Source organism: Novosphingobium sp. SG919 (assembly GCF_012932495.1).
GTDB lineage: Bacteria > Pseudomonadota > Alphaproteobacteria > Sphingomonadales > Sphingomonadaceae > Novosphingobium > Novosphingobium rhizosphaerae.
The window spans coordinates 398,415-413,574 of the sequence record NZ_JABCNG010000001.1 but is presented as its reverse complement, the minus strand read 5'-3'; the positions used below and the strand labels follow the sequence as shown (position 1 = coordinate 413,574).

At 61.4% G+C, this 15,160-nt stretch carries 10 protein-coding genes; 6 read left to right on the top strand and 4 right to left on the bottom strand.

All coding sequences use genetic code 11. From position 1 onward, the window contains the following. Window positions 1-16: 16 nt before the first annotated feature. From rfbD to rfbC, 3 genes are read right to left on the bottom strand one after another with little or no spacing between them, the layout of a single operon-like run. The gene (rfbD, locus tag FHT19_RS01790; protein ID WP_169473629.1) at window positions 17-901 is read right to left on the bottom strand and encodes a dTDP-4-dehydrorhamnose reductase; all 885 of its coding nucleotides are present in this window, start codon (window positions 899-901) and stop codon (window positions 17-19) included. Continuing rightward, on the bottom strand, window positions 898-1,962 hold the full coding sequence (rfbB, locus tag FHT19_RS01785; RefSeq protein WP_169473627.1) for a dTDP-glucose 4,6-dehydratase: 1,065 nt from the start codon (window positions 1,960-1,962) through the stop codon (window positions 898-900). The genes rfbD and rfbB overlap by 4 nt, the downstream gene beginning before the upstream one ends. 30 nt (window positions 1,963-1,992) lie before the next feature. Next, window positions 1,993-2,562 (bottom strand): dTDP-4-dehydrorhamnose 3,5-epimerase, encoded by a 570-nt coding sequence (gene rfbC, locus FHT19_RS01780; RefSeq protein ID WP_169473625.1) that lies wholly within the window; start codon window positions 2,560-2,562, stop codon window positions 1,993-1,995. A 1,273-nt stretch (window positions 2,563-3,835) separates the two neighbouring features. On the opposite strand from rfbC, the gene FHT19_RS01775 reads away from it, so the two are divergent. The 6 genes from FHT19_RS01775 to FHT19_RS01750 all read left to right on the top strand — a co-directional run bounded on the left by FHT19_RS01775 (window position 3,836) and on the right by FHT19_RS01750 (window position 13,402). Further along, the gene (locus FHT19_RS01775; protein ID WP_169473623.1) at window positions 3,836-6,325 is read left to right on the top strand and encodes an HAD-IA family hydrolase; all 2,490 of its coding nucleotides are present in this window, start codon (window positions 3,836-3,838) and stop codon (window positions 6,323-6,325) included. 57 nt (window positions 6,326-6,382) lie between these two features. Further along, the gene (locus FHT19_RS01770) at window positions 6,383-9,226 is read left to right on the top strand and encodes a glycosyltransferase (RefSeq protein WP_169473621.1); all 2,844 of its coding nucleotides are present in this window, start codon (window positions 6,383-6,385) and stop codon (window positions 9,224-9,226) included. An 89-nt stretch (window positions 9,227-9,315) separates the two neighbouring features. Next, the gene (locus tag FHT19_RS01765) at window positions 9,316-10,464 is read left to right on the top strand and encodes a capsule biosynthesis protein (RefSeq protein ID WP_211184796.1); all 1,149 of its coding nucleotides are present in this window, start codon (window positions 9,316-9,318) and stop codon (window positions 10,462-10,464) included. A 3-nt stretch (window positions 10,465-10,467) separates the two neighbouring features. After that, window positions 10,468-11,250 (top strand): ABC transporter permease, encoded by a 783-nt coding sequence (locus FHT19_RS01760; protein ID WP_169473619.1) that lies wholly within the window; start codon window positions 10,468-10,470, stop codon window positions 11,248-11,250. Next, window positions 11,247-11,894, top strand: coding sequence for an ABC transporter ATP-binding protein (locus FHT19_RS01755; protein WP_169473617.1), 648 nt, complete (start codon window positions 11,247-11,249; stop codon window positions 11,892-11,894). The genes FHT19_RS01760 and FHT19_RS01755 overlap by 4 nt, the downstream gene beginning before the upstream one ends. 47 nt (window positions 11,895-11,941) lie before the next feature. Next, window positions 11,942-13,402, top strand: coding sequence for a hypothetical protein (locus FHT19_RS01750; RefSeq protein ID WP_169473615.1), 1,461 nt, complete (start codon window positions 11,942-11,944; stop codon window positions 13,400-13,402). A 9-nt stretch (window positions 13,403-13,411) separates the two neighbouring features. On the opposite strand, the gene FHT19_RS01745 is transcribed toward FHT19_RS01750, so the two are convergent. Then, window positions 13,412-15,160 carry a methyltransferase domain-containing protein gene (locus FHT19_RS01745; RefSeq protein WP_169473613.1) on the bottom strand — a complete coding sequence of 583 codons (1,749 nt, stop codon included), beginning with the start codon at window positions 15,158-15,160 and terminating at the stop codon, window positions 13,412-13,414.

Genomic DNA, 15,160 nt, shown 5'->3' with positions numbered 1-15,160 from the left:
TTGGTGGCCCCTGCCGTCAGGCCCTGAGCAGGCGGCCAACCACAGTGTTCATCGAATCCCGCCATGACGGCAGAGCCACGCCATGCACCTGGGCGAGCAGCCGGCTGTCCAGGCGGGAATTGGCCGGTCGCCGGGCGGGCGTAGGGTAATCTTGCGTGGCGATCGGCCGCACACGGGCCTGTGGGCCGTCAAGAGGGGGCGATGCGGCAAAGATGGCTTCGGCGAACTCGGCCCAGCTTGCCTCGCCGGCGGCCGTCATGTGAAACACACCGCGCAGGCCAGGGTCCGCACGGCGCACAAGATTGTCCGCCACTGTCAGCACGCCATCGGCAATGTCCAGCGCGCTGGTCGGGTTGCCGATCTGATCGGCCACCACGCCGATCTCGTCGCGATCGGCGGCCAGGCGCAGCATCGTCTTGACGAAATTACCACCGAACGGACTGTAGACCCAGGCGACCCGCAGCACGGTTGCCTGACCGGGGTGGCCATCCAGGACGGCGGTTTCGCCCGCCAGCTTGGACGCGCCATAGACCCCGGTCGGGCCGGTCGGGTCACCTTCCGCGTAGGGCCGTCCAAGCAGGCCATCGAACACGTAGTCGGTAGAAAGGTGGATCACCGGAGCATTGCACGCCGCCGCCGCGCGAGCCACGGCCCCCGCTCCCTGGGCGTTGACGGCAAAGGCCAGTTCGGGTTCGCTTTCCGCCTTGTCCACAGCTGTGTAGGCTGCCGCCGACACGACCAAATCGGGCGCGCAGGCAGCAATAGTGTGGTGAACGGAATCCGGATCACCCAGGTCCAGTTCGGGCCGCCCGAGCGGCACGATCTCGTGCCCGGCAACCGCGCCGCGCTCGATCAGGCTTGTCACGACCTGGCCGGAGCGGCCCGTGACCGCAATTCTCATGCACCCACCTTCGACTTGCTTTCAAGGCCCAGACGCGCGCCGTCGTAGCGATCGCGCAAGGGGCGCCACCACCATGCGTTGTCGAGATACCATTGCACGGTCTTTTCGATCCCGCTGTCGAACGTTTCCTGCGCGCGCCAGCCCAGTTCGATTTCCAACTTGGTGGCATCGATTGCATAGCGGGCATCGTGTCCGGGGCGATCCGTTACGAAGGCAACCAGGTCTTCACGCGGTGCCTCCCCCGGCACCAGGCGATCAAGCACCGCGCAAATCCGCCGCACAACGTCGATGTTGCGCCGCTCGTTGCGACCGCCAACGTTGTAGGTTTCCCCCACCCGGCCGCGCGCGATGATCAGGTCCAGCGCGCGGGCGTGGTCTTCCACATAGAGCCAGTCCCGCACGTTCTCACCCTTGCCGTATACCGGCAGTTGCTGGCCTTCCAGGACGTTGAGAATGGTCAGCGGAATGAGCTTCTCGGGGAAGTGGTAAGGGCCATAGTTGTTGGAGCAATTGGACACCACCACTGGCAGCCCATAAGTGCGCTGCCAGGCCTTGGCGAGGTGATCCGAAGCCGCCTTCGACGCGGAATAGGGGGAAGATGGATCGTACGACGTGCTTTCCGTGAACAGCCCGGCATCCCCGAGCGAGCCGTAGACCTCGTCCGTGGACACGTGGAGGAAACGGAAGGCAGCCTTGGCCGCGCTGTCTAGATCGTTCCAATAGGCGCGCGCCGCCTCCAGCAGAACGAACGTTCCCACCATGTTGGTCTGGATGAAATCCGCTGCTCCGGTGATTGATCGATCGACATGGCTTTCAGCCGCCAGGTGCATGATGCGATCAGGCCTGAACGCGCCGATCGCCGCTGCCATCGCGCCACCGTCACGGATGTCTGCCTGCAAGAAGCGATGGTTCGGCCTGCCCTCAACCGCACGAAGCGACGCCTCGCACCCGGCATAGGTCAAAGCATCGATGGTCAGGACCTCATAGCCCTTTTCCAGGACAAGGAACCGGACAAGAGCCGATCCGATGAAGCCGGCACCGCCGGTAACGATTACGCGCATGAGAAAATGCTCCGAAACGGATGCAACAACTTAGCCGGCGCATTCCATGCCGAAATACGCGGGCAGTTCGGCCAGCCTTGGCTGCCGCCTGTCCTTGCCCGACAGCGTGTCGGGATCGGCTAGATCGGGCCAGGCAATGGCCAAGGCAGGATCGTTCCACAACAACCCCTTGTCGCACTCGGCGCTATAATAATCCGTCACCTTATAGGCGATAACCGTCTCGGGTTCGAGCGTGCAGAAGCCATGGGCGAAGCCGGACGGCACCCACAACTGCTTGCCATTGCCAGGCGTGAGCATCTCCGCGACCCACTGGCCAAACGTCGGCGAACCATTCCGAATATCAACAGCAACGTCAAAAAGACCTCCCGCTGTGCAGCGTACAAGCTTGCCCTGGGCGTGTGGCGCGCTTTGAAAGTGCAGCCCACGAACAGTGCCCGGGCGCACACTCATGGACTCGTTGTCCTGCAAGAAAACGGCGCCACCGCAGTGCTCTGCAAAAATATCCTGACGAAAGGTCTCGGCAAAATAGCCACGATCGTCGCCAATATGACGAGGAACGAATAGCCGGACACCGGGAATGTCATAAGATAATACCTGCATTTTTTACTCTTAATCGAGATGATATTTTTGGCCTTCAGATGTTTAAATCAGAAGTCGCCGAGCGACGCCGCCGAGTCCAGCGGCCATTGCACACTGAGCGAGTCCCATGACACCAGCGCCGCATCGTACAACCACCAATTTTCTGAGGCTAAGATCAAGATTTTCAGGCAGATTATAAGCCCAGAGCCTGACTTTTCAAACGCGGCGAAGGAATGAAATCAGGCATGCTGCAATGCGGTCAGGTGCTCTCAACCGCCGGCTTCTGTCAAGCCGGATATACAGCAAAATTTCTGCAAACGCAAAAATTCTGAAAAATTTCCCATGCGATACAATGTATTACAAAATTTCGCGGCAAGGCAGAGTAAAGCGCCGGAACCCAACGTCTTTTAGTGTGTTATAGGCGCAAAGGCTGGTGGAGGACCGACTCTGGCCGGCCACCTCTCTGTTTGCGTTGCGCGACTGCGAGTTGGCTCCATGAGCGATGGAGTTTCAAGCTTTGTCAAAGGTTTATCTAACAAGGCCCGCATCGCCTGGGCAGACCCCGGTGATGCCTGGTATGACGCTGCCTTTGGCACACGGCAAGCACGGCAATTTTGCGTTGCACAATAATCCTATCTAGTTAAACTGGTTCATAATTGCATGAGAGCATCCGCTGCCTGCGACATGCACACGCGGCTGTTCCACGGGCGTTCCGCGATCATAGAGGACGGCGGCATCATGGCTTCGCGCTGGATGTATTCGATCAGTTGATTCGCTCTGTCCCCAAATGATTCGCAAACTCCCCGCGTGCGTAAATGTCCCCATCACAGTTTTCGGGTAACGAAACGGTATGACGTCGAAGAATTTGTCCGATGCAACGCGCAAGATTGCACCGTCGATTTCCCGTATTCGTGGATGGATTGATGGAAACCGCGCGCGGGGCAATGAACCCAAGGTAAGTGCTGCGATTGGCACTACAGCAGATTTTCCGCTGTTCGACCACGATTGGTATCTGACGCAGTATCCCGACGTCGCTACCGAAGGCCTGGACCCCAAAGTCCATTTCAAGCGTCATGGCCGCTTCGAGGCTCGCCAGCCAAGCGCTTATTTTGACACTACATTTTACATAAATACATATCTCGACGGATTTCTAGATCAGGATCCGGTGGAGCACTACCTCCAGTCGGGCTGGCGCCAGGGGCACGCACCCAACCCCTATTTTTCGCCGAGTTGGTATCTCTCGCACAACGCCGATGTTGCCGAAGCAAATGTAGAACCACTTTGGCACTATGTGATGTTTGGCTGGAAAGAGGGGCGCACGCCCTCCCCCTATTTCGACCCCCGGCATTATCTGGAAGCCAACCCGGACATCCGCGCTGCGGGCATCGAGCCGATGATGCACTACATGGTCTATGGCCATGGGGAAAACGGCCGCAATCCCAACGCTTTCTTTGACACGCACTGGTACCGGACACGCTACATGTCCGACGCCCTCGACCAGCGCCATCCTTTGCTGCATTACCAGACCGTTGGCGCCGCGCATGGCAACTGGCCCGGGCCACGGTTCGACCCTGTCTATTACCTGGAAAACAACCCCGACATCGCCGGTGCCGTGGAGCCGCTGGCCCATTTCCTGGAGAACGGGCAATTCGAGCGCCGCCGCCCGCACCCCGATGTGCAGATGGGCAGCGACCCGGCTATGCAGGAGTGGTCGGTGCTCAATGCGCCGTCTCGCCGCCGCACCAACCTGCTTGTCTCGGCCGTCGGCGCCAACTGCCGTGTGCCTCGCCCTGAAGAAGCCGCGCTCACGGCATTCCTCAAGGCATCGGCAAATGCCCGGTGCGTGACATTCGATATCTTCGATACCCTGGTGGAGCGACGCACCGGCAAGCCGGAAACCGTGTTTGCCATCCTTGACCCGCGGGCACGCGAAGCAGGCTTTGTCGGCGAGGATTTCGTTGCCGTGCGCAAGGCTGCCGAACTCGACGCCCGAGCGCTGGCCGGCGAGCGCGAAGTGACCATTGCGGAAATCTATGATGCCTTCGCGCGATTGGCGCGGATTCCGCTGGAACAATCGCTTGCGCTGGCAGACGCCGAGTGCGCCCTCGAAATCGATCTGTGCGAACGCAAGGCGATCGGCGGCATGCTATTTGCAACCGCACAGGCCCGGGGGCTTCCCATCCATCTGCTGAGCGACATCTACATGCCGCAGGCGACGGTCGAAGCGATTGTCGCCAAGGCAGGGATCAGCGGCTTTGATCGGCTGCTGGTCTCTTCGGAAATCGGCGCCACCAAGCACTATGGCACGATGTTCGACCACTTGATCGACCGGCTCGACATCGCGCCCGAGCATATCCTCCATATCGGGGACAATGCTCACTCCGATGTTTCCGTGCCCCGATCCAAGGGCATGCACGCGCTCTTGCTGCAGAAGAGCGATGCCATGACGGCTTCGGCCGCACTCGGGAAATGGTTCGCGGCAGACCCAGCGCGCACCGACGGTTTCTGGAAGTCGGTGGTCTCGGGCAACCTCATCCATCGCGAAGGCACGCTGCATGGCAGCATGGAGGCGGATCGCACCGCCCGGGCCGTGCGCATGTATGGCGCGCAAGCGCTGGGCCCCGCGCTACTAGCCTTCGCCCAGTGGCTGGGCCGGCGGGCGCGGATCCTGGGATACCAGCGGCTCTATTTTGCCGCGCGCGATGGCTTCTACCTCAAGGAAGCGTTCGACCTGCTGCGCCGCCACGATCCCGAGCTGCCCGAAACCGCCTACCTCCTCGCATCCCGCAAGGTCTGCCGGTCGGCCGGCGTCACCTCGCTGGAAGACATGCTCGATATTGCGGCGATCGACCATTATCCGATGCCTGTCCGGCAGTTCCTGCAAATCCGGCTGCTGCTGACCGATGCGGACATCAAGACCATCGATCCGGCGCGTCTCAATCGTGTCGTCCGCGATGCGAGGACGGACGCCGACCTGCATCGCGTGATCAAGGAACTCTCGTCCACCATCCAGCAGCGCTGTGACGATCACCGCGAAGCCTACGACGCCTATCTGCGCCAGATCGGCCTGGACCAGCACGGCGCCGCGATTGTCGACATCGGCTACCGCGGAACGGTGCAGCACAATCTAAGCGACATGCTCGGCAAGCCGATCGATGGACTCTATTTCGTCACCTGGCCGGCGGTATCGGCCCTGTTGAGCAAGGGTCTGCGCTACAGCACCTTCATTGCCAGCGGCGGCACACCTGACGATCCGATGGTGCGCTATGTCCAGTTGCTCGAACTGCTGATGTCGGCCACGCATGGCAGCATCTCGCATTTCGCGATGGATGCGAACGGCCAGAGCGGCCCGGTCATGCTGGAGACCGACACCCATCCCCAAGCGCGCCACACCCTGAATGCCCTGCGCGGCGGAGCGCTGGAATTCATGGACGATGTCTTGCGCTCCTGCCCGGCCCTGGCTGCGGCCGACAGCCCGATCGGCAGCGAGGCGCTTGCCACGACATTCGAATTCTTCATGGCGCCGCCCGCCATCGTGGTCAAAGGTCTGGCCGACCACATGTTTGAAGACCTGTTCGGTGGTGAGACCCGCGCCCTGGTCATAGCCAAAGGGCAGGCCTCCGACATGACCAAGGCCTTCGCCGGTTCGTGCTGGAAGGAAGGCACGCTCGCGCTGTGGAGAGACAACGAGAACGCGCTTTCCGGCGAGGCCCGCGGACGCCTGAACGATACACCAGACCGGTTCGAGGGCATCACAACGGTCTCGGGCGCGACCCTGGCCTGAGCATGAGGCCCGAAATGCGCTTCGGGCATGAAGCAATATCCTTTGGAAAGTAGTTGCATGACCGATGCACGGTTCGCGATCATTGTCCCCCACATCCACCTTGCCCAAGCGCGACAGACCGTGTTGGCCCTGCGCGACCAGATCTACACCAACTGGACGGTCCATCTTCCGGGCGCAACCACAGCCGAGGTGGCAGAAATGGCGCGTTTCCTGGGGCACGATCGCGTCGTCGCCCTGAGCGGAAATCCGCTTTCGATCACGCCGGCCGAAGGGCTCTACGCGCTACCGCTGCTGCCCGGAGACGAGTTGCTGCCCGATGCCCTGGCCTTGCTGGCTCTCCATATCGGGCAGGCTGAACAGGCGCCCACGCTGATCTACGGCGATCACATCGCCGCCTTCGGGGCAGACGCGCCGACGCCGTTCTTTAAACCTGCGTGGTCGCCGGAATTCCTGCTAGGCACGAATTACATTGGCCGTGCCGCGATCCGCACCGATGCCTTGGCCCGCACGCGCCTGCCGGCGGCATTCGATGCAGTGGATTTGTGGGGCCTGTGGCTTGATCAGCGGCATCTTCCCAACGAAGCCGTGGCGCGGGTAGAGAGGCCGATCGCGCTCCTGGCAACGCCGCCGCGGGCCGCGCTGGCCGACCTCGAGCTACGCGCTGCTGCCATGCTTAAAGCCCATTTCGCCGCCATGGGCATCGCCGCGCAAGCCCGGCGGCCGGACTGGGCGCGACGCCTAGGCGAAATGACGTTCGACTTCGCCTTCGAGGACGACGGCCCCAAGGTGTCGCTGTTGATCCCGAGCAAGAACAACTGGCGCGTGCTCAAGCGTTGCGTGGATTCGCTGGCCCTGACCGCGTACAGGAACTTCGAGGCGATCGTCATCGACAACAAGAGCGACCAACCCGACACCGTCGCCTATATCGACAGTCTAATCGCATCGCCGCCGGCCCACGTCAAAGTCATCTCGATTGCCTCTCCCAGCACCGGCTTCAGCTACTCTTACATCAACAACGAAGCAGCCAAGCATGCCGACGGCGAATTCCTGCTGTTCCTGAACGACGACACGGAAGTGATCCGGCCCGACTGGCTGTCGCAGATGGTGGGATGGGCGCGGGTACCCGGCATTGCCTCGGTCGGTGCGCGGCTCTATTTTCCTGATGACATCGTCCAGCACAACGGGCTGGTCAACCAGCTCCTCGACAAGGTCTTGCCAGCACCCGCATTCAAGCTGACCCGGCGCCAGTCGATCGGCCCGCACGGGCAGGACATCACCGTGCGCAACTATTCGGCTGTCACTGCCGCGTGCATGCTCACGCCACGCCGGTTGTTCACCGAAACCGGCGGCTTCAACGACGAAAATTATTCCGTTGCGTACAACGATTGCGACTATGGCTTTCGGCTCAGCCAGACCGGGTGGCGCCATGTGTGCGTGCCCACGGTGGAGTTGTATCACTACGAGGGTAGCAGCCGTGGCCGCGGGCGCGGCAACGACAAGATCTTTGAAGAGGTGTCGTTCGTGCGGCAGTATGGCCAGTGGACCGATCCGCTTTACAACGCCAACCTGTCCAAGGATCATTTCACCTTTACGCCGGCGCGCCGGGTCAACCTGGGTCAGGCCGAACGGCAGGCGCGCTTTGCCGTCGGGCTGTTTGCCCACAACCTGAATTATGAAGGCGCCCCGCTGGTCTTGCTCGATATCGCGCGCGGACTGGTGGAAGAGATGACGCAGGTGGTGGTGTTCAGCCTGGTCGATGGCCCGTTGCGGGAACGCTTCGAGGAAGCGGGCTGCCGGGTGGTGGTGCAGACCGACGTGGGCGTTTTCGGCACGCGATCCGAAGTCGAGCTGGAAAGCGAGCTTTCGCGCATTGTCGATGCCCTGCACGGATCTGGGGTCGATGTCGTTCTGGCCAACACCATCGTGGCGCACTGGGGGATGAAGGCAGCCGAAATGGCTGGCATCCCGGGGATCTGGCTGATCCACGAAAGCGAACCACCGTTCCACCACCTGCGGGAGCACGGCGAGCACCATGTCGCCATCGGCCGGCGCTGCTTCGCCAATGCCTATCTCAACGTGTTTGTCTGCGACGCCACCCGGCAGTTGTATGAACCGCTTGCCACCAAGGGCAATGTGGAAGTCATCTACAACGGCTTCGACCGGCGCGGTGCCGATGTGCAGATGGCGCGCTACGATCGCGTGGCGGAACGCGCCTGGCTCGGCATCTCGCCTGAACACCTGCTGTTCCTGCTGCCCGGCACGGTGTGCGAGCGCAAGGCACAGAAGGATCTTGTCCAGGCCGTCGCGCGATTGCCGGCGGATGTGGCGGCGCACTGCCGATTCGTCATCGCCGGCGATCGCGACGGCGAATACAGCCGCGAGATGCACCGCCTTATCGATGGCCTTCCCGCCGGACGGCGGGAAACCATCACCGTCATCAAGGAAACACCGGAAATCTGGCGCTATTATGCGGCTGCCGACGCCCTGGCCTTCACCTCGCGGCTGGAAAGCTTTCCCCGGGTGATCCAGGAAGCCATGCATCGCGGCCTGGCGATCGTTTCGACGCCGGTGTTTGGCATTTCCGAGCAGGTGCGCGATGGTCAGAGCGGGCTGCTCTATGCACCGGGGGACATCGACGGGTTGGTCAACGCGATTGCCCGTGTCGCCCGCGAACCCGATCTGCGGGATCGCATCGCGGCCATGGGGCATCTCTCTCTCGATCGCTTTCCTACGATAGAGCAGATGCAAGCGAGCTATGCCCATATCCTGCGCGAGGCTTATCTGACCGGCCATGACCGGCCCGCGATCGGATCGGGCACGGCCTGGCTTTCCCAGGGACCAGCAGATCATGTTGGCTGGTGGAATGGCTTCCCTACCGCCGCCCGATCCCCTAATGCCTAGGAAACGCTCGATGCCCAGCCTGGACCGTGGCGCCAGACTGGGACATTTGGAACGGAATTTACATGAATTATCAAAATTCTATAAGCGCAATGGACACAGCAGCAGGTACTTCCCTGTCTGCCGGTCGCGCTTGGACGTGGTGGCTCTACAAGCGCCGGTGGTTCCTCGTCGTGGTAGGGCTGCCGACTTTGCTGGCGATCGCCTATTACGGCTTCGTGGCGGCTGACATCTACGTTTCGGATTCCCGCTTCGTCATCAAGTCGCCCGATCGCAAGGGGCCGCAACTGTCGGGCCTTGCCGGCATGGTACAGTCTTCGGGGCTTTCCGGAGGGCATGACGAGGCCAGCGAAGTGGTCGATTATGTGCGCTCGCGCGATGCGCTATCGGAACTGGCAACGCGCACGAACGTGAAAGCGGCCTTTGCCGATCCCCACGCCGACACGCTCTCGCGCTATCCCGCACCATTCGAGCAGGACAGCTTCGAAAACCTCTACAAGTTCTACAATTCGATGGTCACGGTGAACCTTGACTCCGATACGGGCATCGCCACGCTGTCAGTCAAGGCCTATTCCCCGCTGGCCGCGTTCACCCTGAACGACAATATCCTGCAAATCAGCGAAGCCTTGGTAAACCGTCTGAACCAGCGCGCGCAGGACAAGGCCATCGAAGAAGCCGGCAACCGCGTGCAGAAGGCGGAGCAGCGGGTGCTGGACGCGCGGATCGCGATGCGCACGTTCCGCAACCGCCAGCAGATCATCGACCCTGAAAAGCAGGCCGCGGGCACGCTCGACATTGCCGACAAGTTCGTGGCGACGCGCGGCGCGCTCCAGGCACAATATGACCAGATTCGGGCCAAGGCGCCGCGCAATCCCGCCCTGCCCGCATTGGCCGCACAGATCGCGGCGCTCGATGCGCAAATCGCCAGCCAGAACGGCCAGGCCTACGGTTCGAGCAAGGCCCTCGCGTCCAAGCTCGTGGGCTATGAAAGCCTGATGGTCGAACAGGAGCTGGCCACCGAGAACCTCAAGAGCGCCAGCGCCTCGCTGGAGCAGGCACGCGTGGAAGCGCAGAAGCAGCAGTTCTATCTCGAAACCGTGGTGAAGCCCAACAAGCCCGACATGCCGCTGCTGCCCAAGCGGCTTTACAAGATCCTTGTGATCTTTGCCGCTTCCGTCTGCCTGTACTTCATCGGCTGGATGCTTGTGGTGGGTATCATGGAACACGCGCCGGAGAACTGAGCCATGGTATCCCTGCGCACCGCCTGGGCCATCCAGAAGCGCGTGATCGGCGCGCTCATGCTGCGCGAGATCACGACGCGGTTTGGCCGCGAGAACATCGGGTTCCTGTGGATCATGGGCGAGCCTTTGCTGTTCGCCATTCTCGTGGGCATCATGTGGAGCTTGCTGCACGGCTCCAAGGAACATGGTGTGAGCGTCATGGCCTTCGTGGTCAGCGGCTATATTCCGCTGACCATGTTTCGCCACGCGGTATCGAAAAGCATCGCCCTGTTCGTTGCCAACAACAGCCTGATGTACCATCGGCAGATCGGCATCTACGATTTCATCTTCGTCCGCTTCCTGATCGAGATGATCGGATCGATGATGGCCTATCTGTTCGTGGGCCTGGTGCTGTTCATCCTGGACTATTTCCCCATGCCGGCAGACTTCGGCCTGCTGATCTTCGGGTGGTTGCTCTATTCGTTCATCACCCTGTCGCTGTGCCTGATCATCGCGCCGCTTTCGGAAATGTCCGAGGTGCTCGAAAAGTTCATGCCGGTTGTGACGTATATCATGATCCCGTTTTCTGGCACGTTCAACATGGCCTCCTGGCTCAGCCCAGAAGTGCGGGAAGTCCTGCTCTATTCGCCTTTCGTCACGGCGATGGAACTGATGCGCGCCGGCCTGTTCGGCGATCTGGTCACGCCATATTACAACATGCCCGTCGCCATTGGCGCGCCGATCGTCTTCACGGTGATCGGTTTCGCGCTTTGCCGCCGCATCCGCCGCCATCTGGTAGTCGAATGATCATCTGCAAGAACCTCCACAAGTCCTACAAGTCCGGTCACCGCCGCAAGGATGTGCTAGTGGGGGTCGATCTGGAAATCGGCAAGGGCGAGCGGATCGGCCTGCTCGGCCGCAACGGCGCGGGCAAGACCACGCTGATCAAGCTGATCGGTGGCGTGGAACACCCCACCAAGGGCCGCGTGATCCGCAACATGAGCGTGTCCTGGCCGCTAGGCTTTGCCGGCGGGTTCCAGGGCAGCCTCACCGGCCTGGACAACGCCCGCTTCATCGCGCGCATCTATGGCCGCGACTACCGCGAGCTACGCGACTTCGTCGAAGATTTTTCCGAGCTTGGTGCCCATCTCAAGCAGCCGACCAAGACCTATTCCTCGGGCATGCGCGCCCGGCTGGCCTTTGCGCTGTCGCTGGCGATCGAGTTCGATTGCTATCTGATCGACGAGGTGATCATGGTTGGCGACCAGAGCTTCCAGCGCAAATGCCACTATGAACTGTTCGAGAAGCGCACCGACCGTACGCTGTTCCTCGCATCCCACGGCGTCGATATCGTCCGCAACTTCTGTCATCGGGCGGTGGTGCTGGACCAGGGCAAGGCGCACGAGTTCGATGACATGGAAGCCGCGCTCGCGCTCTACGATACGTTCTAATGCCAGCCATGACCACGGATCTCACCTCTGCTTTGGCCAGGTGCAGCATGATCGCCTTGTTGCTGGCGCGGCCGGTCGCCAGCAGTCCGGCCCAAACACCGGCCGCCTCACCGGGGGCACCGCTGGCAGTATCGGGCAACCGGGATGGCGCGATCACGCCCCAGGATTTCGGCGCCGTCTGCGACAATGCCACGGACGATGGCAAGGCCCTACAAGCCGCGATCGATTATGCCGGCACCTATCGCGTGCGGCTGCGATTGCCACGCTGCAGCTATGCGATCGGGCGCCAGATCGTGGTGAGCCAGCCGATCGACATTGACGCCGATGCCAGTTCCAACCTTCGCTTCACGAACCCGGCCGCGTGCGGCTTGGTTGTCGATCTGACAGCGGCTGCGGCCCGATACGGGCTCAACACGATCGAACTGGGCGGGCTCTATGCGCCGTCAGTGGACCGCGCGTTCCATTTCCCCGGCTACCCAGGAAATTGGTCAACCACAGACCGCGCCGCGTGCGACGCCGTAACGATCCGCGGTGGCTCGCGCATCGATCTCGGCGTGAAATACATCCTCGGCTTCCGCGCCGGGGTCACCATCGAAGCGACGCACGACGCGCATAGCGGTGCCAGCGCGCCCAACAACGTCAATCTCAGGATCAACACCGCCGATATCCTAGAATATGGCGTGAAGATCAACGGCGGCCCCGCCGATGCCGGCACCATGGCCGCGATCATCATCGAGATGAACACGGTGTTCGCAAAGTACCCGGTCTACTTCGACACTGCGCGCCACGGGGTCGGCCAGGTCAATGTCAGGGTCACGGGCCAGGCGTTCACCAATGAAACCGACGGGGCGTGCGTTTTCGGCAATGGCGGCAACCTGGTCACCTCATCGATCGACATCCTCTGGTGCTACGCCGGCTTCAGCCCCAGTGACAGCCCGCGAGACACGCCTCGTACCCTGCAACTGCCCTACCTCGCCGGGTCGGCACCATCGAATGGCACCCACACCGATGGCCATGCCACGCTCGGCTACTGGAACAGCAGCAACAACCGGATCAGCATCGGCGTTGCCAGCGATCTGGGCAATCTGCCCGGTGGCAGCGCTGCGGATGGTGACACCGTGGCCCGCGTCCGCGATGCCGGTGCCAATGACGTGCGCCTACCGTTCGTAATCCAACCGAAAACCCCTTTGCCGCTGGCCTCGCAACCAGGCGAGGCGCGCTTTGCCAAGGGGGCAGGAAGCCTCGCTCGCACGATACCGGTGCGCCTTGCCGTTCCCGCCCTGGCACCGGGCGCATCGGCAAGCTTCTATGCCTATGCCGGCGTTCTGTCGGCGGCGGCCCCGCAAGCCATCCGCATCCTGCCGCAGGATCATCCGCCGACAGCCCTGGCATGGGATGCCGAGGACGAAGCCGCTTTGGCCAACCGTCAGGTCCGCATCACCGTGCGAAACACCTCGTCTTCCAGCACGGCCAACTGGACCGGGAACGCCTGGCTCAAGATCGACTAGGGTCTGTGCCTATACCTGTGCCGTCTCAGAATCCGCTCGGGCGGGCTTGCGGTAGACCAGCCCACCTATCAGAAACCGCTCCGCTGTCTGCATGATGATGGCCGAGGGGGCAATCGCATCCACAACAGTCCAGTCGATGTGTCGGCCCCAGATGAAGTGGGTCCTCTCGAACTTGCGCGTCAGGAAGCGGCTCAGCCCGCCATCCGGATTCCAGGAATAGGAATCCCCGAAGATAATCGCCGTCCGGCCATTTTGCGCCGCGCTGGAATGCAAACAAATGTGTAATCCGGTGAGTGGGTTGCCCGGCTGCAGGACTTCCTCGTGATAGTCGAACGGAACAGTGCGGCGCAGGGTCGGAAACGGCTCCCACTTCACCGCAAGGTCATCTTGGAATGGGCGGTGGATAAAGGGCACGTCACGGTAATCGATCTGCTCTAAATTCATCGCCCGCAAAGCCGCATTGGCGACGATGAGGCCACCGAAGGCGTTGTAGTGGCTGTCACGACGATGATAGACCAAGGCATCGGACTTGGCGGCAAGCATGTCATCCAGCGGGTAGATCACGGCTGGCTGCAGATCCTGCAGATAATGAACCGATCTTCTACCCAGGACAACACCATCGCAATTCGGGCTGAGTTCAGGGTAGACGATATCCTTTTCGGGAACGACAATGACGCATTGGGGAATTGCCCGTGCCGCGCATTCCCGCTGCATCGCTGCGATATCCGCAACAGATTGCGCCAACAGTCCGTCAGAAATCATTGCTTCGCCGCGGATCTGCTCGCTCCAGGCGTTGGAACCGCCGCTTATGAAAGCGAACCCATCCCGCCCGATGACCGCCGCGCCATCGGCGCTGACCGCGCCATAATCGAGGGAATCCAGATCGAGGCCGACCGCCTCGTTCGCCAACCGTTGTGCTTCCTCCACCGCAACGCCAACGTCGAACGCGAAATCGGTCTGGATATTCAACCGGGCCCCGTGTGCTTCCACCCGATCGATCGGACCAGCGCCGACCGGGCCACCGTGACGCAGCGCCGATCGCAACTGGCGCACTTCCTCGTGCGCGGTAGTAAGGGCCTTGCGCAAGCTTTCCGTTTCCAGACGCTGTCCGGCCAACCTGCGCCCAAGCCGCATCGTCAAATCGCCACGCCGCGCCTGCGCCAGCATCAACATGTCTTCGCTCTGCTCCTGCGGGAACAGCAATTCGGCACTTTGCCACGTCTTCACGTTCGCACATGGAAAGCGCTGGTAGACAAACGTTGCCGGCAGCGTGTCATCCAGCGGCCCATGGCGGAAGATAGCGACAAAGTCGTTCCACACATCGTTCTGCCGGTTCGCCACGAAGCTTTCGACAAGATTGACATCCAGCCCTTGTCGCTGCGCCCAACACGCCAGCGCGGTTCCCGCATCGGGGTAGAAACGCCAGCAATCGGCCGGATAGCGATGAATCAGCCCATTCGACGGCACGCTGATATAGATATAGCCACCAAGCTTGGTCTTTCGCGCAATGTTGACAAAGCTTTCCCAGAAAAAGGCATCATGCTCGAATACCGAAGAGGAGAGTACCAAGTCGAAGCTTTGATCAGGAAACGGCAGCGGTTGATCAGGATCGATGACCACGTCCACGCCGGGTCCCGCTTCCATGTCCACGCCGACATAGCGTGTGCCGGTGCGTGCATGATCCCGCAATGAACCGTTGACGTTGCAAGACCCGACCTCCATTATATCGGCATTGTCGAGATTGCAATAGAGATCCAT

What these genes read in the sequence shown, in the direction of transcription:
- rfbD (WP_169473629.1), bottom strand. Translation starts at nt 901, where the DNA reads ATGAGAATTGCGGTCACGGGCCGCTCCGGCCAGGTCGTGACAAGCCTG.
- rfbB (WP_169473627.1), bottom strand. Translation starts at nt 1,962, where the DNA reads ATGCGCGTAATCGTTACCGGCGGTGCCGGCTTCATCGGATCGGCTCTT.
- rfbC (WP_169473625.1), bottom strand. Translation starts at nt 2,562, where the DNA reads ATGCAGGTATTATCTTATGACATTCCCGGTGTCCGGCTATTCGTTCCT.
- FHT19_RS01775 (WP_169473623.1), top strand. Translation starts at nt 3,836, where the DNA reads ATGTTTGGCTGGAAAGAGGGGCGCACGCCCTCCCCCTATTTCGACCCC.
- FHT19_RS01770 (WP_169473621.1), top strand. Translation starts at nt 6,383, where the DNA reads ATGACCGATGCACGGTTCGCGATCATTGTCCCCCACATCCACCTTGCC.
- FHT19_RS01765 (WP_211184796.1), top strand. Translation starts at nt 9,316, where the DNA reads ATGGACACAGCAGCAGGTACTTCCCTGTCTGCCGGTCGCGCTTGGACG.
- FHT19_RS01760 (WP_169473619.1), top strand. Translation starts at nt 10,468, where the DNA reads ATGGTATCCCTGCGCACCGCCTGGGCCATCCAGAAGCGCGTGATCGGC.
- FHT19_RS01755 (WP_169473617.1), top strand. Translation starts at nt 11,247, where the DNA reads ATGATCATCTGCAAGAACCTCCACAAGTCCTACAAGTCCGGTCACCGC.
- FHT19_RS01750 (WP_169473615.1), top strand. Translation starts at nt 11,942, where the DNA reads ATGATCGCCTTGTTGCTGGCGCGGCCGGTCGCCAGCAGTCCGGCCCAA.
- FHT19_RS01745 (WP_169473613.1), bottom strand. Translation starts at nt 15,160, where the DNA reads ATGGATCTCTATTGCAATCTCGACAATGCCGATATAATGGAGGTCGGG.